General features: G+C 71.8%; 14 protein-coding genes. 4 read left to right on the top strand and 10 right to left on the bottom strand.

Going from position 1 to position 13,433, the window contains the following annotated elements:
- Positions 1 to 96: 96 nt before the first annotated feature.
- Positions 97 to 957 (top strand): lysophospholipid acyltransferase family protein, encoded by an 861-nt coding sequence (locus DN051_RS35810; protein WP_162625033.1) that lies wholly within the window; start codon positions 97 to 99, stop codon positions 955 to 957.
- A gap of 74 nt (positions 958 to 1,031) precedes the next feature.
- Here the strand turns inward: DN051_RS35810 and DN051_RS35805 are convergent, their stop codons facing one another.
- From DN051_RS35805 to DN051_RS35790, 4 genes are all read right to left on the bottom strand, one after another.
- The gene (locus tag DN051_RS35805; RefSeq protein ID WP_112440803.1) at positions 1,032 to 2,090 is read right to left on the bottom strand and encodes an LLM class flavin-dependent oxidoreductase; all 1,059 of its coding nucleotides are present in this window, start codon (positions 2,088 to 2,090) and stop codon (positions 1,032 to 1,034) included.
- Complete coding sequence (locus DN051_RS35800) at positions 2,090 to 2,596, bottom strand: SRPBCC family protein (RefSeq protein WP_112440801.1); 507 nt, start codon at positions 2,594 to 2,596, stop codon at positions 2,090 to 2,092. The genes DN051_RS35805 and DN051_RS35800 overlap by 1 nt, the downstream gene beginning before the upstream one ends.
- A gap of 84 nt (positions 2,597 to 2,680) precedes the next feature.
- On the bottom strand, positions 2,681 to 3,181 hold the full coding sequence (locus DN051_RS35795; RefSeq protein WP_112442659.1) for a winged helix-turn-helix transcriptional regulator: 501 nt from the start codon (positions 3,179 to 3,181) through the stop codon (positions 2,681 to 2,683).
- Positions 3,182 to 3,366: 185 nt separating this feature from the next.
- Positions 3,367 to 3,939, bottom strand: coding sequence for an ester cyclase (locus tag DN051_RS35790; RefSeq protein WP_234389028.1), 573 nt, complete (start codon positions 3,937 to 3,939; stop codon positions 3,367 to 3,369).
- A 179-nt stretch (positions 3,940 to 4,118) separates the two neighbouring features.
- Between DN051_RS35790 and DN051_RS35785 the strand changes: the two genes are divergently transcribed.
- A complete protein-coding gene (locus tag DN051_RS35785) occupies positions 4,119 to 4,730 on the top strand; it encodes a TetR/AcrR family transcriptional regulator (protein WP_112440799.1) in 612 nt (203 codons plus the stop codon).
- Between the two features lie 56 nt (positions 4,731 to 4,786).
- Here the strand turns inward: DN051_RS35785 and DN051_RS35780 are convergent, their stop codons facing one another.
- Complete coding sequence (locus DN051_RS35780) at positions 4,787 to 5,245, bottom strand: VOC family protein (RefSeq protein ID WP_053762404.1); 459 nt, start codon at positions 5,243 to 5,245, stop codon at positions 4,787 to 4,789.
- Between the two features lie 375 nt (positions 5,246 to 5,620).
- Between DN051_RS35780 and DN051_RS35775 the strand changes: the two genes are divergently transcribed.
- On the top strand, positions 5,621 to 6,481 hold the full coding sequence (locus tag DN051_RS35775; protein WP_246041158.1) for a DUF5996 family protein: 861 nt from the start codon (positions 5,621 to 5,623) through the stop codon (positions 6,479 to 6,481).
- Positions 6,482 to 6,585: 104 nt separating this feature from the next.
- Here DN051_RS35775 and DN051_RS35770 read toward each other — a convergent pair whose 3' ends face one another.
- Positions 6,586 to 7,995 (bottom strand): alpha/beta hydrolase family protein, encoded by a 1,410-nt coding sequence (locus DN051_RS35770; protein WP_112440797.1) that lies wholly within the window; start codon positions 7,993 to 7,995, stop codon positions 6,586 to 6,588.
- Positions 7,996 to 8,127: 132 nt separating this feature from the next.
- Positions 8,128 to 8,562 carry a DoxX family protein gene (locus DN051_RS35765; RefSeq protein WP_053762406.1) on the bottom strand — a complete coding sequence of 145 codons (435 nt, stop codon included), beginning with the start codon at positions 8,560 to 8,562 and terminating at the stop codon, positions 8,128 to 8,130.
- Between the two features lie 238 nt (positions 8,563 to 8,800).
- Between DN051_RS35765 and DN051_RS35760 the strand changes: the two genes are divergently transcribed.
- Positions 8,801 to 9,301, top strand: coding sequence for a DUF6174 domain-containing protein (locus DN051_RS35760; protein WP_112440795.1), 501 nt, complete (start codon positions 8,801 to 8,803; stop codon positions 9,299 to 9,301).
- A gap of 118 nt (positions 9,302 to 9,419) precedes the next feature.
- On the opposite strand, the gene DN051_RS35750 is transcribed toward DN051_RS35760, so the two are convergent.
- Genes DN051_RS35750 through DN051_RS35740 form a run of 3 tightly spaced genes read right to left on the bottom strand, consistent with a single transcriptional unit; the run spans position 9,420 to position 13,380 of the window.
- Positions 9,420 to 11,261 (bottom strand): GMC family oxidoreductase, encoded by a 1,842-nt coding sequence (locus tag DN051_RS35750; protein WP_112440793.1) that lies wholly within the window; start codon positions 11,259 to 11,261, stop codon positions 9,420 to 9,422.
- Positions 11,258 to 12,697 (bottom strand): hypothetical protein, encoded by a 1,440-nt coding sequence (locus tag DN051_RS35745; RefSeq protein ID WP_112440791.1) that lies wholly within the window; start codon positions 12,695 to 12,697, stop codon positions 11,258 to 11,260. The genes DN051_RS35750 and DN051_RS35745 overlap by 4 nt, the downstream gene beginning before the upstream one ends.
- Positions 12,694 to 13,380, bottom strand: coding sequence for a FadR/GntR family transcriptional regulator (locus tag DN051_RS35740; protein ID WP_112440789.1), 687 nt, complete (start codon positions 13,378 to 13,380; stop codon positions 12,694 to 12,696). The genes DN051_RS35745 and DN051_RS35740 overlap by 4 nt, the downstream gene beginning before the upstream one ends.
- Between the last annotated feature and the right edge of the window lie 53 nt (positions 13,381 to 13,433).

The following is a 13,433-nucleotide window of genomic DNA, read 5'->3' as shown; positions in this document are numbered from 1 at the left end:
CGCCCTGACCCGCCACCGACCGGTGGTGTTTTCGTGGTCCTCCATCCGAGGCCCGGACAGACGGTCGGGTGTCACGGGTGCGTGTGGGAGGTGAACATGTTCCGAATCGGACGTCGCGGGACTCCCGCCGAGCCGGCACGGGCCCGTCCCGCGTCCACCGCGGTCCGCTCGTGGCTCGGCTCCCTGGCCCCTCTCGGTCTGTGGTTCGTGGAGCAGTCGCAGGACGTGCTGGTACTGGCTCTGAGCGTGGCCGTGGTGGAGTCGGCGGCGCGCGTACGCGAAGCCGGACTGTGGGGCGGGGTGTTGCGCCCCCACGGCACCGTCCGGCCCGGCGGCTCCTCCGCGGTGCTCCGTGGTCTGCACGTCGGCGTGGCGGCCGTACGGCGGGCCCTGTGGCGGTCCACCGTCACGGCACTGGGGGGACTGACCGTGGCGGGTCCCGTCCCCGACGGTCCCTGCGTCGTGGTGGCCAATCACCGCTCGCACGCCGACGCTCCGGCGCTGCTGGCGGCGCTGTCGGCACGCGGCAGGCCGCGGGTGGCCGCGGCGGCCGACCACTGGTTCGCCCGCAGGCACCGCCGGTACTTCTGCCGGTGGCTGGTCGGCGGGTTCCCGGTCCGGCGGGCCGGCGGCGGTCGCGAGGACCTCCTGAGCGCGGTCGGCTTCCTCGATGCCGAGGGAATCGTGGTGGTCTTCCCGGAAGGAACGCGTGGCACGGGGACCGGCCTCGGCCGCTTCCACACGGGAGCCTTCGACCTGGCACGCACGGCCGGTGTCCCCGTCGTGCCCGTGGCGATCTCCGGTACGGCCGGCGTCCTGGCCAAGAACGCCCGGCGCTGCCACCGGTCCCCGGTGCGGCTGGAGTTCGCGGGGCCCCAACACCTCGTCGGGCCCGAGCAGGCCCGGGACCGGATCGCGCAGATGCTGGAGGGCGACGACCCGCCCCGTCGCAGGTGACCGGCTCGGATCGGGGCCGGGTGAGCGCACGGGCCGTCGCTCACCCGGCCCTCGGCAGCCGGCGATCAGCGGACTCAGGCAGCGCCGTCGCCGTCCCGCACCAGTTCGATCGCCCTGGCCAGGGTGTTCAGCCGGGCTTCCAGGGTCTCCCCCGCCGGATAGAGGCGTACGGTGTCGACGCCGGCCTCGCGCCACACCCGGAGCCGGTCGCGGACCATGGCTTCGGTGCCGATCAGCGTCGTACTGAGGACCATCTCGTCCGTCACCAGCGCCGCCGCGCCGTCCCGGTCGCCGCTCTGCCATCGCTCGCGGACCTCGGCGGCGACCTCGGCCCAGCCCTGGCGGCTGTAGGCGTTGTTGTAGAAGTTGGTGGCGGCCGATCCCATCCCGCCGAGGCTGAAGGCCAGTTCCTTCTTGCGCCGGGCGGTCATCGCGCCGAGGGACTCCTCGTCGGACGCGAAGGCGACCTCGGCTCCTTGGCACACGTCCAGCGCGGCCCGTGACCGGCCGCTGAGCGCCAGGCCGTCGTCCAGGTGGGCGAAGTACGCGTCCGCCGCGCCCTCCGGGACGAAGCTCGTCCCCAGCCAGCCGTCGGCGATCTCGCCCGTCAGGCGGAGCATGGCCGGTGACAGCGCGGCCAGGTAGACGGGGATCCGGTGCTCGGAGCGCATCGACAGCCGCATCGGAACCGCGTCACCGCCGGGCAGCGGAACGGTGAACTCCGCGCCGGAGTAGGAGAGTTTGCCGCCGTCGAACAGCCGCTGGACGATCTCGACGGTCTCCCGCATACGGCGCAGGGGCCGGGCGAAGGGGACGCCGTGCAGTCCCTCCATCACCTGCGGGCCCGAGGCACCGAGGCCGAGCAGGAAGCGCCCAGCGGAGAGGTTGGACAGTGTGATGGCGGTCTGCGCGACGGCTGTCGGCGTGCGGGTGCCCAGTTGGATGACGCCGGATCCCAGCAGCATCCGGTCGGTGAGCGCGGCGTAGTAGCCCAGCGCGGAGGGTGCGTCGGAGCCCCAGGCCTCGGCGACCCAGCAGATGTCCAGGCCCAGCTTCTCCGCCTCGACCACGAAGTCCGCCTGCTGAGCCCAGTTCCCGTCGGTCGAGGCCTCGACGGTGGTGGCCGTGCGCATCACGCCTCCGCCCGCTGCTTGATCTGCTCCAGGGTCGCGGTGATGCTCCGCTCGAACTCACGCAGTCGCACGAACACGATCTTCTGCTCCTTGTCCGGCATCGTGTCGATGGCGAAGGACAGGCCGGAGCGTCCCGGGCCGAGCTGCATCCACTCGGACAGTTCCGTCCCGCCGTCCCGCGGCCGGAGCCGGAAGCGCCAGACCGCGGAGGGGTCGGTGGGGTCCTCCACCGCCCAGGCGAGCACATGTCCCGGCTCGCACTCGATCACGTGCGAGGTCGTCGACCACTCCCCGAACGAATCGTGCCTGCTGCGGCCGAGGAACCGGGCGCCCACGGCCGGTCCTTCGGCGCCGTCGAGCCATTCCACCGACTGGAGTTCCTCGCTCATCGTCGGCATCACCGCGATGTCGCTCACCAGGGCCCAGACGCGGTCCGGCGTGGCATCGATCCAGGTCCGCACCTCCACAGTGGGTTTGTCGGCGTAACGCGCGCCCGTCCACTCCACGTCCCTCGGCCTCCTCGCCATCGAGAATGTGGCCAACAGAGTTTCTTTGTGAGACTTACCTGTCAAGAGGCGCGACGGTGGGGCTCACGCCGTTCCGAACCGGCGCTGCACGTCCGGCCGTCGTCTGAGGCGCTCGGGGTAGCCGGGCCCCATCCGCATCGAGGTCTCCTGGGCCACCAGGGGCTTGCGGCATACGGAACAGACCAGTTCGGCGCTGGTGTCGTGGCCGCACGCGTCGTGGTGCACCACGACCGGGACGCCCTCCTCGCCGGCCAGCCACCGGTCCCCCCAACGGGACATGGTCAGCAGCACGGCGAACAGGTCGCGCCCCTTCTCCGTGAGGAGGTACTCATGGCGTGGCGGCTCGGTCTCGTAGAGCCTCTTCTCCAGCACCCCCTCGTCGACCAGGCGTCGCAGCCGGTCGGTCAGGGTGTTGCGGGCGATGCCCAGTTCCTGTTGGAACTCGTCGAAGCGACGGATCCCGTAGAACGCCTCGCGCACGACGAGCGGCGTCCAGTGGTCACCCAGCAGGTCGGCGGTCCGTGCGATCGAGCACGGCCAGTCGGCGAACGACGTACGTTTCATGCCCATACCCTAGTGAGTCTCACGAAAAAACTGAGCTGGAAAGCCTCAGCCAAGGGTACGAGCGGGTGCGGCGCGGTCCGGCGCCGGCACCGGGACGGCCTGGACCGGCGGCACGAACGACCACCGGGGAACGCACCCCGCACCAGGCAGGCTTCGCCCGCCGAGACGAAGCGCCCGGCTCCGGGCTACCGGGAGCGCACCTGAGCGGCGGCTTCGGCCGCCCGCTCCGTGACATCGGCGGCGGCGCGGGCGGACCGTCCGGTCACTCGCCAGGCCAGCATGTTCAGCCCGGTGGCCGGCGCCGGAGGAAAGACACCGAGCTGCCCCAGCATGGTCACGTCGTCACGGACCGCCTCGTGCCCGACCACCTTGCCGTCACGGAGGTGGAGCACATGGATCTGCTCGAAGTCGATCTCGCGGCCCGTGGGCGGAACGGCTTGATCGAGAGAGCCGTGCCGGAAGCGGACGAACGGACCGGTGTGACGACCCTGCATACGCAGCCGCACCCAGATCTGCTCGTCGTTGCCCGCGACTCCGAGCACGGCGAAGCGCAGGTCGCTGAAGGCGGACCGCATCCACGCACCGGAGGCGAGAACGCCCGCGGGCCCGGGAAGCGAACAGGCCTTGGGCGACACGGCCGCCTCCCGGTTGTGGAAGTCGTCGCCGACGACCTCGACGGCCAGCGCCGGATCACCCGTCTCGAGGACCCGGAAGAGTCCGTGGGCCAGCTGCGTGGCGTCCATTCCCATGGCGTTCATACCTCTCACGACGGTCGTACGTTCTCCGACTTCACGACGTCGGCGTCGACATCGACGTCGGCCTGCCCGGCGGGCGGGGGTGACAGCTGTGTCGAGCGTGATCGTCGAGCCGTGATTTGAGGTTACACAGCACCTAATGATTAGGGTAGGCATGTGATCAAGATGACTAGGATGGCCTCATGCCCACCAAGCGCCCCTACGCCTCTCCCCTGCGCGAACAGGCGGCCGCGCGCACGCGCGAGCTGATCCTCCAGCGAGCGACCGAACTGTTCGCCGACCGCGGCTACGGACGAGTGACCGTCGCGGACATCGCCTCCGCGGCCGGCGTCGCCCCGAAGACCGTCTTCGCGAGCGTGGGAAGCAAGGGTGACGTCCTGGACCGGATCGTCGACCAGGGCGTGATCGCCTCCGGTTACCAACAGGCGATGGAGCAGGTGTTCACCCTGCACACCCCGGAGTCGGTCCTCGAAGCGCTGGCTCGTGGCACCCGGACGGGCAACGAGAGTCAGTTCTCGGTGCACGAGGCGATCCGCAAGGCCCTCCCCGTCCACGAGAACGCCGAGACGCTGTGGGAACGCGCCACCGCGGCCTACCGGGACGCACTCCACGCCACCGCCCGGCACTTGCACACCCTGAGTCCACCGCCGCCCTACTCGCCGGACGAGACGGCGGACCTGCTGTGGTTCTGGTTCGGACCGACCGGCTGGCGCACGCTCGTGGCCGAGAACGGCTGGTCGTGGGACCGCGCCGAGGAAGTCCTGTACCGCACGGCCGTCGCGACGCTGCGCTGACCCGCATCGGCGCCGGGACCGGCAGCGGCAGGGGGACGGGTGGGGCCGGTCGGACGTCAGCGGTCCTCCCCGGCGGGCCGGTCGGCGAACACGCCGTGGAGCATGCCCGTGGCCTGCCCGACCTCGATGAGGTAGCCGTCGGGATCGCGCATGTAGCAGCGCAGCTCGGCCTTCCGGTCGAGCGGTTCGGTCAGGAACCGTGCGCCCTTGGCCACCGCCGCGGTGTGGAAGGCCTCGATGTCGGCGACCCGGACGTTCAGGAAGCTGGAGACGGTGTCGCCGTCCTCCGGCGGCACGAGGGTCACCCCGGGCTTGTCCGGAGTGGGGCCGCCGCCGGGGTTCATGATGATCCAGCTGTTGGCCACCTTCACGATGGCCGGGTTCTCCTCCAGTACGACCTCACCGCCGAGGACCTCCGCGTAGAAGCGACGTGATCTCGCCACGTCGCGCACAGTGAGGAAATGGGTCAGGACCAGCCCTTGCTCAGGCGCGGGCAGATCGCCGGGAGCCGTCATCGCCGTGCTCCTCTCGTACGGGTGCGGAGCCGGTCGGCACACCAGGACCGTGTCGCGTGGCCCCGACCCTTTCGTGCCCCGACCGGCTCGGACCGGGTTCCCGCTCGTTCCGGCCACAAGCGACGGCGCGGACGGTCAGCGTTCACCCAGGTCACCGGCACGCCTCGGACGGCCCGGGCCGCACCGGCGGCCGTGCACCCGTTCGAGTTGCCCACCCGGCTCGGGGAGGCGAGCCTGAAAGGAACCCTTCACGGCAGGCGCCACGACGACGCCGATCCGAAAGGCACGACGGTGACCCAGCAGACAACGCACACGCGCCAGGCATGGCCGAAGCTCCGGGTGACCGACTGGGCCGAAACCCGGGACACACTGCACATGTGGACCCAGATCGTCGGCAAGGTTCGGCTGGCACACGCACCGCTGCTCAACCACTGGTGGCAGGTGACCCTGTACGTCGGTCCACGCGGCCTGACCACCTCGGCCGTCCCGTACGGGTCCGGAGCCTTTGAGATCGAGTTCGACTTCATCGATCACCAGTTGCGCGTCCTGACCAGCGACGGCGGTGTCCGCACGGTGGCGCTGGAGCCCAAGCCGGTGGCCCGGTTCTACGCCGAAACGATGCGCGCCCTGGACGAGGTTGGCGTCGAGGCGCGGATCCAGGGCCACCCGAACGAAGTCGAACCGGCGATCCCGTTCGCCGAGGACCATCGCCACGCCTCCTACGACCCGGACGCGGCCCGCCTGTTCTGGCGCCAACTGCTCCAGGCCCGCCGTGTCATGGAGGTCTTCCGGGCACGCTTCACCGGCAAGGTCAGTCCCGTGCACTTCTTCTGGGGGGCCATGGACCTGGCATGCACGAGGTTCTCCGGCCGCGCGGCCCCACCGCACCCGGGCGGCGCGCCCAACTGCGGGGACTGGGTGATGGTGGAGGGCTACTCCCACGAACTGAGCAGCTGCGGCTTCTGGCCGGGCGGCGGTGAGGAGGGCGCCTTCTACGCCTACGCCTACCCGGAGCCCGAAGGCTTCGCCGACCATCCGGTCACACCGTCCGAGGCCTTCTACAGCGGGGAGTACGGACAGTTCCTGCTGCCGTACGAGGCCGTACGCACCGCCCGTGAACCGGATGCCGCGCTCCTGTCGTTCCTCCAGACGACCTACGAGGCGGCAGCCGAACGCGGCGGCTGGGACCGGGCCACGCTCGAATGCGATCCCCGGCGCCTTGAGTACTTCCAGTGACACGACCCTTCCGGTGAGCGAGCAGGACCAGGAGGCTGGTCACGGATCGTGGTGATCGGCGTCAGGCGGTGCAGATGCCCGACCGGCGGGGCAGCACCTGCCGCTCACTGACCTGACAGCGTCTCGTCCAGCCAGTCGAAGACGACCTCGCAGTGCTGCTGCGGTGCCATCGGGGAGCAATGGAGCTGGGCGCCGGTGGCGGCCGTGAGCTTCACGTAGTCCTTGGGCGAGGTCAGCTTGTCGAACATCTGGCGCGCCTGGCCCGGGTAGAACTGCTCGAACTCGTAGTCCAGGACCAGCGCGGGCATCTTGATACGGCTCACGACATCCGTGATGTCCAGCGCCTCGACGGCCCTGGCCGGTGTGTAGAAGTCGGTGAACATCTTGCCTTCGCGGGCGTCGAGCATCGCCTGCGCGGAGAAGGGCTCGAAGCGCTTCTTCAACGTCGCGGCGTCGGCCGCGGACAGCTCGGGCACGACCTCCTCGTTCCAGACGGTGTTGGTCTCCTCCTTGTTCGGGGTGAGGATCTCCCGGACCTCCGGAGGGAAGCCCAGCCACGGTGTCAGGCAGCCGGGCATCGCGACCACGGCGGCGAGCCGGTCCTCGAAGGCCGCGGCTCTCGGCGCCAGGTCGCCCGCCATGCTCAGCCCCGTCAGGGCGATCTTCTCGGTGTCCACGTCCGAGCGGGCGACCAGCCAGTCGACGAGCGGGGAGACGACCTTCTCCCAGGTGGGTGTGAAGGTCACCTGGTCCACGAAGAGCAACTGCCCCTGGCCCGGCCCGTCGTACACGAGGGCGTTCCAGCCGCGGTTCAGGGCGGCCGGGACGCCGTACGTCCACATGTCGACGTTCTGCCCGTCGCTGCCGTTCGTCAGGATCACGGTGGGGCGGCGCTGTTCGGACTCGTCCGGCCGGAAGAACCAGACCGGCAGCGGCGTCTTCCCGTACGGGACGTTCGTCTTCACCGGCGCCGGGTCGCACAGGTCGCAGAACTTGTCCCAGGCGCCGCGACCCGACTTGTACAGCTGCTCCTCGCTGCCCGGGTCGTCGGAACCGAGGACGAAGAACAGCGCCTGGCCGTAGTACTGCGCGGCTCGCAGCGCCCGGAGGCGCGTGGTCTGGTCGTCGGCGGCGCTGCCCTCGGGCGCCGCCATCAGCTGGTCGCCGAGCTTCCTGAAGGTCTCGACGTACGACTGTGACGACAGCCCCGCCTTGTTGATCGCGTTGACGGCGGTGAGCACCTCGCCCACCTCACCCGCGCCGGCACCGGAACTGCCGAGCGCGAGCAGCCCGTTGAAGTTGAACGCCGGGTCCTCGAACAGCGTCATCACGCCGGGGGTGGGGTCGCCCGCCGCGCCGGACGGCGTCGCGGAGCCGGGGGTGGGCACGCTCGCGGAGGTGGCGCCCGACCAGGAGCATCCGGCGGCCAGCACGGCCCCGGCCCCACCGACGAGTCCGGCGAGCGCGGAGCGGCGGGTGGGCGTATGCGTGCTCTCTCCGGATACGTCTCTCATACGACCCGAACATACGACTTCTGCCACCGGGGCCCCGCACGCCACGCATGGGCTTCCACCGAACGGGGGCGGGGCTCCTCCGCGACGCGGACACCTCGGTGCCGGGGCCGCGGAGGACGGGGAACCGTGACGTCAGATCGACGAAGCGCTGGGCTCCGGTGCGGCTGCCCGGCGGCGCGCACCGAGGAGACCGCTCAGCGACAGGGCGCCGGGACCGGTGAAGACCAACAGGAGGAAGGCCCAGCAGTACAGAGCGGGGCTCTCGCCGCCGTTCTGCAACGGGAACAGTCCGTCCTTCTGGTGGACGGTGAAGTAGGCGAAGGCCATGGCGCCCGAACTCAGGAAGGCCGCGGAACGCGTCCCTATGCCCACCATGATGAGCACTCCGCACACCACCTCGATCACACCGGCGTACCAGTAGGGCCAGTCCCCCACCTCCTCGGCCTTGCGGCCCAGCACGCCGAACACGCTCGCCGCGCCCTGGCTGGCGAAGAGAAGTCCGAACACGATGCGAAACAGGCCGAGGGCCAGGGGTTGATGCCTGGTCAGCTTCGAGGGGTCCACCATTGCTCCTGAGCTCTACGAAAACAGCTGGTGCGTGATCTGGCCGCGACAGCGCGGCTGTGATCACTTTCTCTCGGGTATACGTGCTCGCGAGCCCCACGGTTCAGCCTGTTTCGGCGGTGACCGGCCGGCTGAGGCAGCATGGCACACCCGCGCCGTTCCAGACAGGGCTGGCACCGGCACTGAACGTTCCCCCGCGGTCCGCCGTCACAGGGTCAGCCGCCAGGAGGGGACTTCCGACATGACCGCCGTACACCGCAGCCGCCCCCGCCTCCGCACCACAGCGCTGATCGGGGCACTGATGTGCGCGACCGTCGCCTGCGGCAGCGAGGAAGCCGCTTCCACGGGTTCCGCCGCGCGGTCCGGCGGGGCAGGTGCCACGTCCGGGAGTTCTGGCGCCTGGGAGGAGCCGTCCTCCTACACCTACACCTTGGTGTCGAGTCAGGGAGAACGTGCCCTGATCGGGACGTTCCGGGTGACGGTCCGGGACGGAGAGGTGGCGCGGGCGGTCGGTCTCGACGACAGCGGCCGTCAGGTGGTGCGGCGCGGGCTCGCTGAAGTGCCCACCATCGGCATGTTGTTGGAGGATCTGGAACAGGCCCGGCGGGACGCCGCGCACACCGCCGAGGCGGAGTACGCGGCCGACGGCCACCCGGTGCGGATCTCCTTGGACCGGGAGAAGAACACGATCGACGACGAGGCTCTGTACGTCATCAGCGGCTTCACGCCGGCCGACCGCTAGCCGGCGTCCGGCGTCCGGCGTCCGGCGTCCGGCGTCCGGCGTCCGGCGTCCGGCGTCCGGCGTCCGGCGTCCGGCGTCCGGCGTCCGGCGTCCGGCGTCCGGCGTCCGGCGTCCGGCGTCAACGCTCGACGTGGGCGGTGGTCACCGCGTGGGCGGCGGCCATGATGGTGAGCTGCGGGTTGACCTCGGGGCAGTTGGGGAGGACCGAGGCGTCCGCCACGAGCACTCCGTGGACGCCGCGCAGATGCCCGGTGGGGTCGGTGGGGTGGCGCTGGGGGTCGGCGCCGGCGGGAACGGTGCCGGTGGGGTGGTACGCGGACAGGTGAAGGCCGCGCGCGCCGGTGCCGGCCAGGGCGGCGTCCAGTTCCTCGACGTCACGGACCCGGGGGGCCGTGGCGATGCCGGTGAGCACCTCCTCGGCACCTGCGGCGAACAACAGCCGGCCCATCGCGCGCACCGCCCGCATCAGCCGTCCCGCGTCACGGGGGTCCAGGTCGTACTGGACCAGAGTCCGGTCCCGCCCGAGGACCCGGCCCGAGGGCCGGTCGGCGATCATCGCGCCGAGGGTGGCGAGATGGTCGGCACGGTCCAGTTCGCGGCGCAGTTCGCCACCCAGTCCGGGGAGGATGAAGGAGCCCATGCCGGGCGGAGTGGCGGTGGCCTCGATGAGGATCCCCTCGTCGTGGTGCTCCTCCACTCCCACGCTCTGCAGCACCCCCCGCCAGGCGGTGACCGGTTCGGGGAAGCGGCCGGCGACACTGGTGGCCGGATGGACGCTGAGGTTGCGCCCGATCCGCGGGTGGCGGCCGAGACCGGAACGGCGCAGCAGCGGCGGTGACTGCAGGGCACCCGCGGCGACCACGACCAGGGGCGCGAGGATCTCGAACACACCGCCGCCCTCCCGTCGTACCCGCACCCCCGCCGCCCGCGGCCCGCCGGGCCGGTCCCCGTCGACGAGGATCCGCGTCACGCGCGCTCCGGTGACGATACGGGCCCCCGCCGCGCAGGCGTCGGGCAGCACGGAGAGCTGCACGCTCTGTTTCGCTCCGGTCGGGCAGCCGACCACGCACTCGCAGGATCCGCGGCACCCGGGCGCGTTGCGGCGCAGGGGCGCCGCGTGCCAGCCGAGGGCACGTGCGCCCTCCAGCGCGATACGGCCGTTGTTGCCGAGGACGTCCAGAGGCTGGGGGGCGACACGCAGGGTGCGCTCGGCCTCGTCGAGGTGACGGCCGAAGTCCTCGGCGAGTGTGAACCCGCAGTCCCGGACCCACCGGGTGAGAACGTGGTCCGGAGTGCGGTAGCAGGTACCGGAGTTGACCAGGGTGGTGCCGCCCACGGCACGCCCCACCGGCAGCAGCAGCGGCGGGCTGCCCACGGCCATGGTCGCGCCGCCGTCCCGGTAGAGCTCCGCGAACCGGTCCAGTGGGGTGCGTCGGCCGAACGAGCGCGTGGAGTGGTGCCGGCCCTCTTCCAGGACGACGACGTGGAGCCCGGCGCGTGCCAGGGTCCGGGCGGCTGTCGCTCCGCCCGCGCCCGAGCCGATGACGACGGCGTCGGCGGTGGAGCGGGCGGGCCACTCGTCGGCGGGCGTGCAGTCGAGCGGCGGGTCCTCCGGCCCCGGTGTCCCTTCCCGTCCCGGCAGTCCGTCCTGGAGCAGCCGCTCGGTTCCGGCGGCGAGGAGAACGGGAACCTTGAGCACGTCCAGCGCCTGAAGGAGCGTGGGCCGGGCGCAGAGTTCACCGAGCACCCTTTCGCGCTCGGGGACGCTGAGCGCGGTCAGTCGGCGTCCGGTGCGGAGCAGCGCGTACGCGTCGAGGCCGCGTGCGGCAGCCCGTACGCCGGCCCGCGCGGGGAGCGGCAGCGCGGCGAGGAACGTCTCCAGCCTGGCCGGGACGCGCGCGGGCCAGTCGGCGCCGCCGTCGTCGGCGAGGAGAGCGGACACCAGGCCGTCGACGCTCATCGTGTGCCCACCTCCGCGTGCGCCGTGCCGTCGAGTGTCCATTCGGCCTCGGTGCGCCAGCCGCCGAACCACCACCGCTCGAGCAGCACATGGGTGTCGGCGCGTTCACTGTTGCGGCAGACCGCGCGGGCGCCGTCGGGGTCGGAGTAGTCCAGGGCGAGGGTGCGGTCCGGGGGCTGGGTGACCTCGACGCGGATCCGGCGCAGTCCGGCACGGCCGGTGACCGTCCAGGTGGGCAGGTCGACGGCGGCGCGGAACCGGCCCCATCCCGCCCAGCCGACCGCAGGACGTTCGGGACGGCGCGGCCAGGTGCGGCCCCCGCGGCGCAGCCGCAGGAAGACCAAGGGGGGAAGTCTGCACAGACCCGGCCGCATGGAGACCGCGGCGACGATCTCCAGCACGTCTCCGCCGCCGAGGTCGGCGTGCAGCCAGGCCCAGCGGCGGGCGTTGCCGTGGCCGTAGATCCGGGCGGAGGCGCCCGGAGCGCCGGTCAGCGTCAGCGTCGTGCCGTCGTGGGTGAAGGTGCCGTGGTAGGCGGCCCGCGCGGCGGGGAGCATCTGGGCGGCGGGCAGCAGCGGGCGCCGCCAGGACCAGCGGGGGAAGGTGTACAGCGGTTCGTCCAGCGGGCGTTCCGTGAGTTCCCAGCGCAGGGCGCCGTCCTGCGCTGAGCCGCTCAGGTGTCCGGGCCGTACCGCGATGCCGTCCGCGTGGAACCCGGTTCCGCCGCCGGTCCACGCGGTGGGGCCGAAGCGTGCGTGCCGTACGGGTCCGTCCTTGGGGAACACCGCGGCCCAGCCGTGTGCGCGGGGCGCTGATCCGTCGGTGGGCGCGGTGAGTTCGTGGTGCAGCCACAGTCCGGTGCCGGTGGCGGGGTCGGTGACGGTCGTGTACCACACCTCGGTGCGACCCGGCTCGCCGTTCCAGCGGGGTGCCAGCAGCGCGTCCGTGTCCTCGCGCCGAGGGAATCGGAAGCCGGCGAGGAAGGGGAGGAGTCCCGTGGCCAGGGGGAAGCGGAGGGTGCCGGTGCCGATCTGCTCGCCGTCCTCGTACAGCGTGTACGGCAGGACGGTCATCGAGGCCACGGGACGGCGTGGTGTGACGGACTTCCAGCCGTCCAGCAGCAGTCGGCGGCCCTCGGCGGTGAAGGTGATGCGGTAGCGGATGCGGCGCCGCGCGAGGGGGGCGATCTCCAACTCGCCCTCGGCGTGCTGGTCGTCGGCCCAGCCGTGGATCCGCACGCGGCCGGTGGCGCGTGCCTCGGTCGTACCGAGAGGTCGCAGGACACGGTCCGCCGACACCCGCAGATCGAGGCGCACGGCGCGGGTGCGGTCCTCGCCGTCGAGCCACAGCGTGCCGAGCATCGTCTCGGAGAAGTCCGTCCCGCGGCGCGAGGCGGCGGCCGGCGCGCTCCGGTCCGGGGTGGGGTGCGCGCTCATGCCAGGCCCTCCAGCATGATCCGCTCGGTCACGGTCAGGTACTCCTCGGCCGCCCGCCGGGCGGTGTCCGCGTCGCCCGCGGCCACCGCCTCCACCACGGGCTCCAGCCGCCCGTGGGCCGCACCCGGGTCCTCGAAGGGGCCCGCGAGAGCCGCGCGCACCGGGAGATAGGCGTTGAAAAGGGTGTTGGTCAGCAGTACGTAGACGCGGTTCCCGGTGGCTCGGGCCAGGGCCCGGTGCACCTCGATGTCCGCGAGCTGCACGGCATCCGCGTCCGGTGCCTCGCGCACCGCGGCCAGCAGGGCTCGCAGCTCGGCCTGTTGCTTGCCCGTCGCCCGCGTCGCGGCGCGCTCGGCGATCAACGCGCCGATGCTCCGCCGTACTTCGAAGATCTCACCGATCCAGTCGGGGCTGTGCCGGACGAGCATGGGCAGCAGGTCGGCTCCGCCCAGGCGGAGATAGTCCCGCACGCGGGTGCCGACGCCGTGCCGGGTCTCCAGCAGGCCCGCCTGCATCAGACGGGCGAAGGCGTGCTTGAGGGTGTTGCGGGTGACGCCGTAACCGTCGGCGAGGGTGCGCTCCGGCGGCAGGTAGCTGCCGGCCGGGTGGCGTCCGGTGAGGATGTCCTCGCGCAGGCGGCTCTCCAGGACATCGACGATGGTCTCGCGGGGCAGTGCTTCCACGCGGTCCTCCCCAGTGGCTCAGTGGGTGATCCACCCAATCAGTGGACGGGGAG

The organism is Streptomyces cadmiisoli (assembly GCF_003261055.1).
Classification (GTDB): domain Bacteria; phylum Actinomycetota; class Actinomycetes; order Streptomycetales; family Streptomycetaceae; genus Streptomyces; species Streptomyces cadmiisoli.
This window is presented reverse-complemented; position numbering and strand designations above follow the sequence as displayed.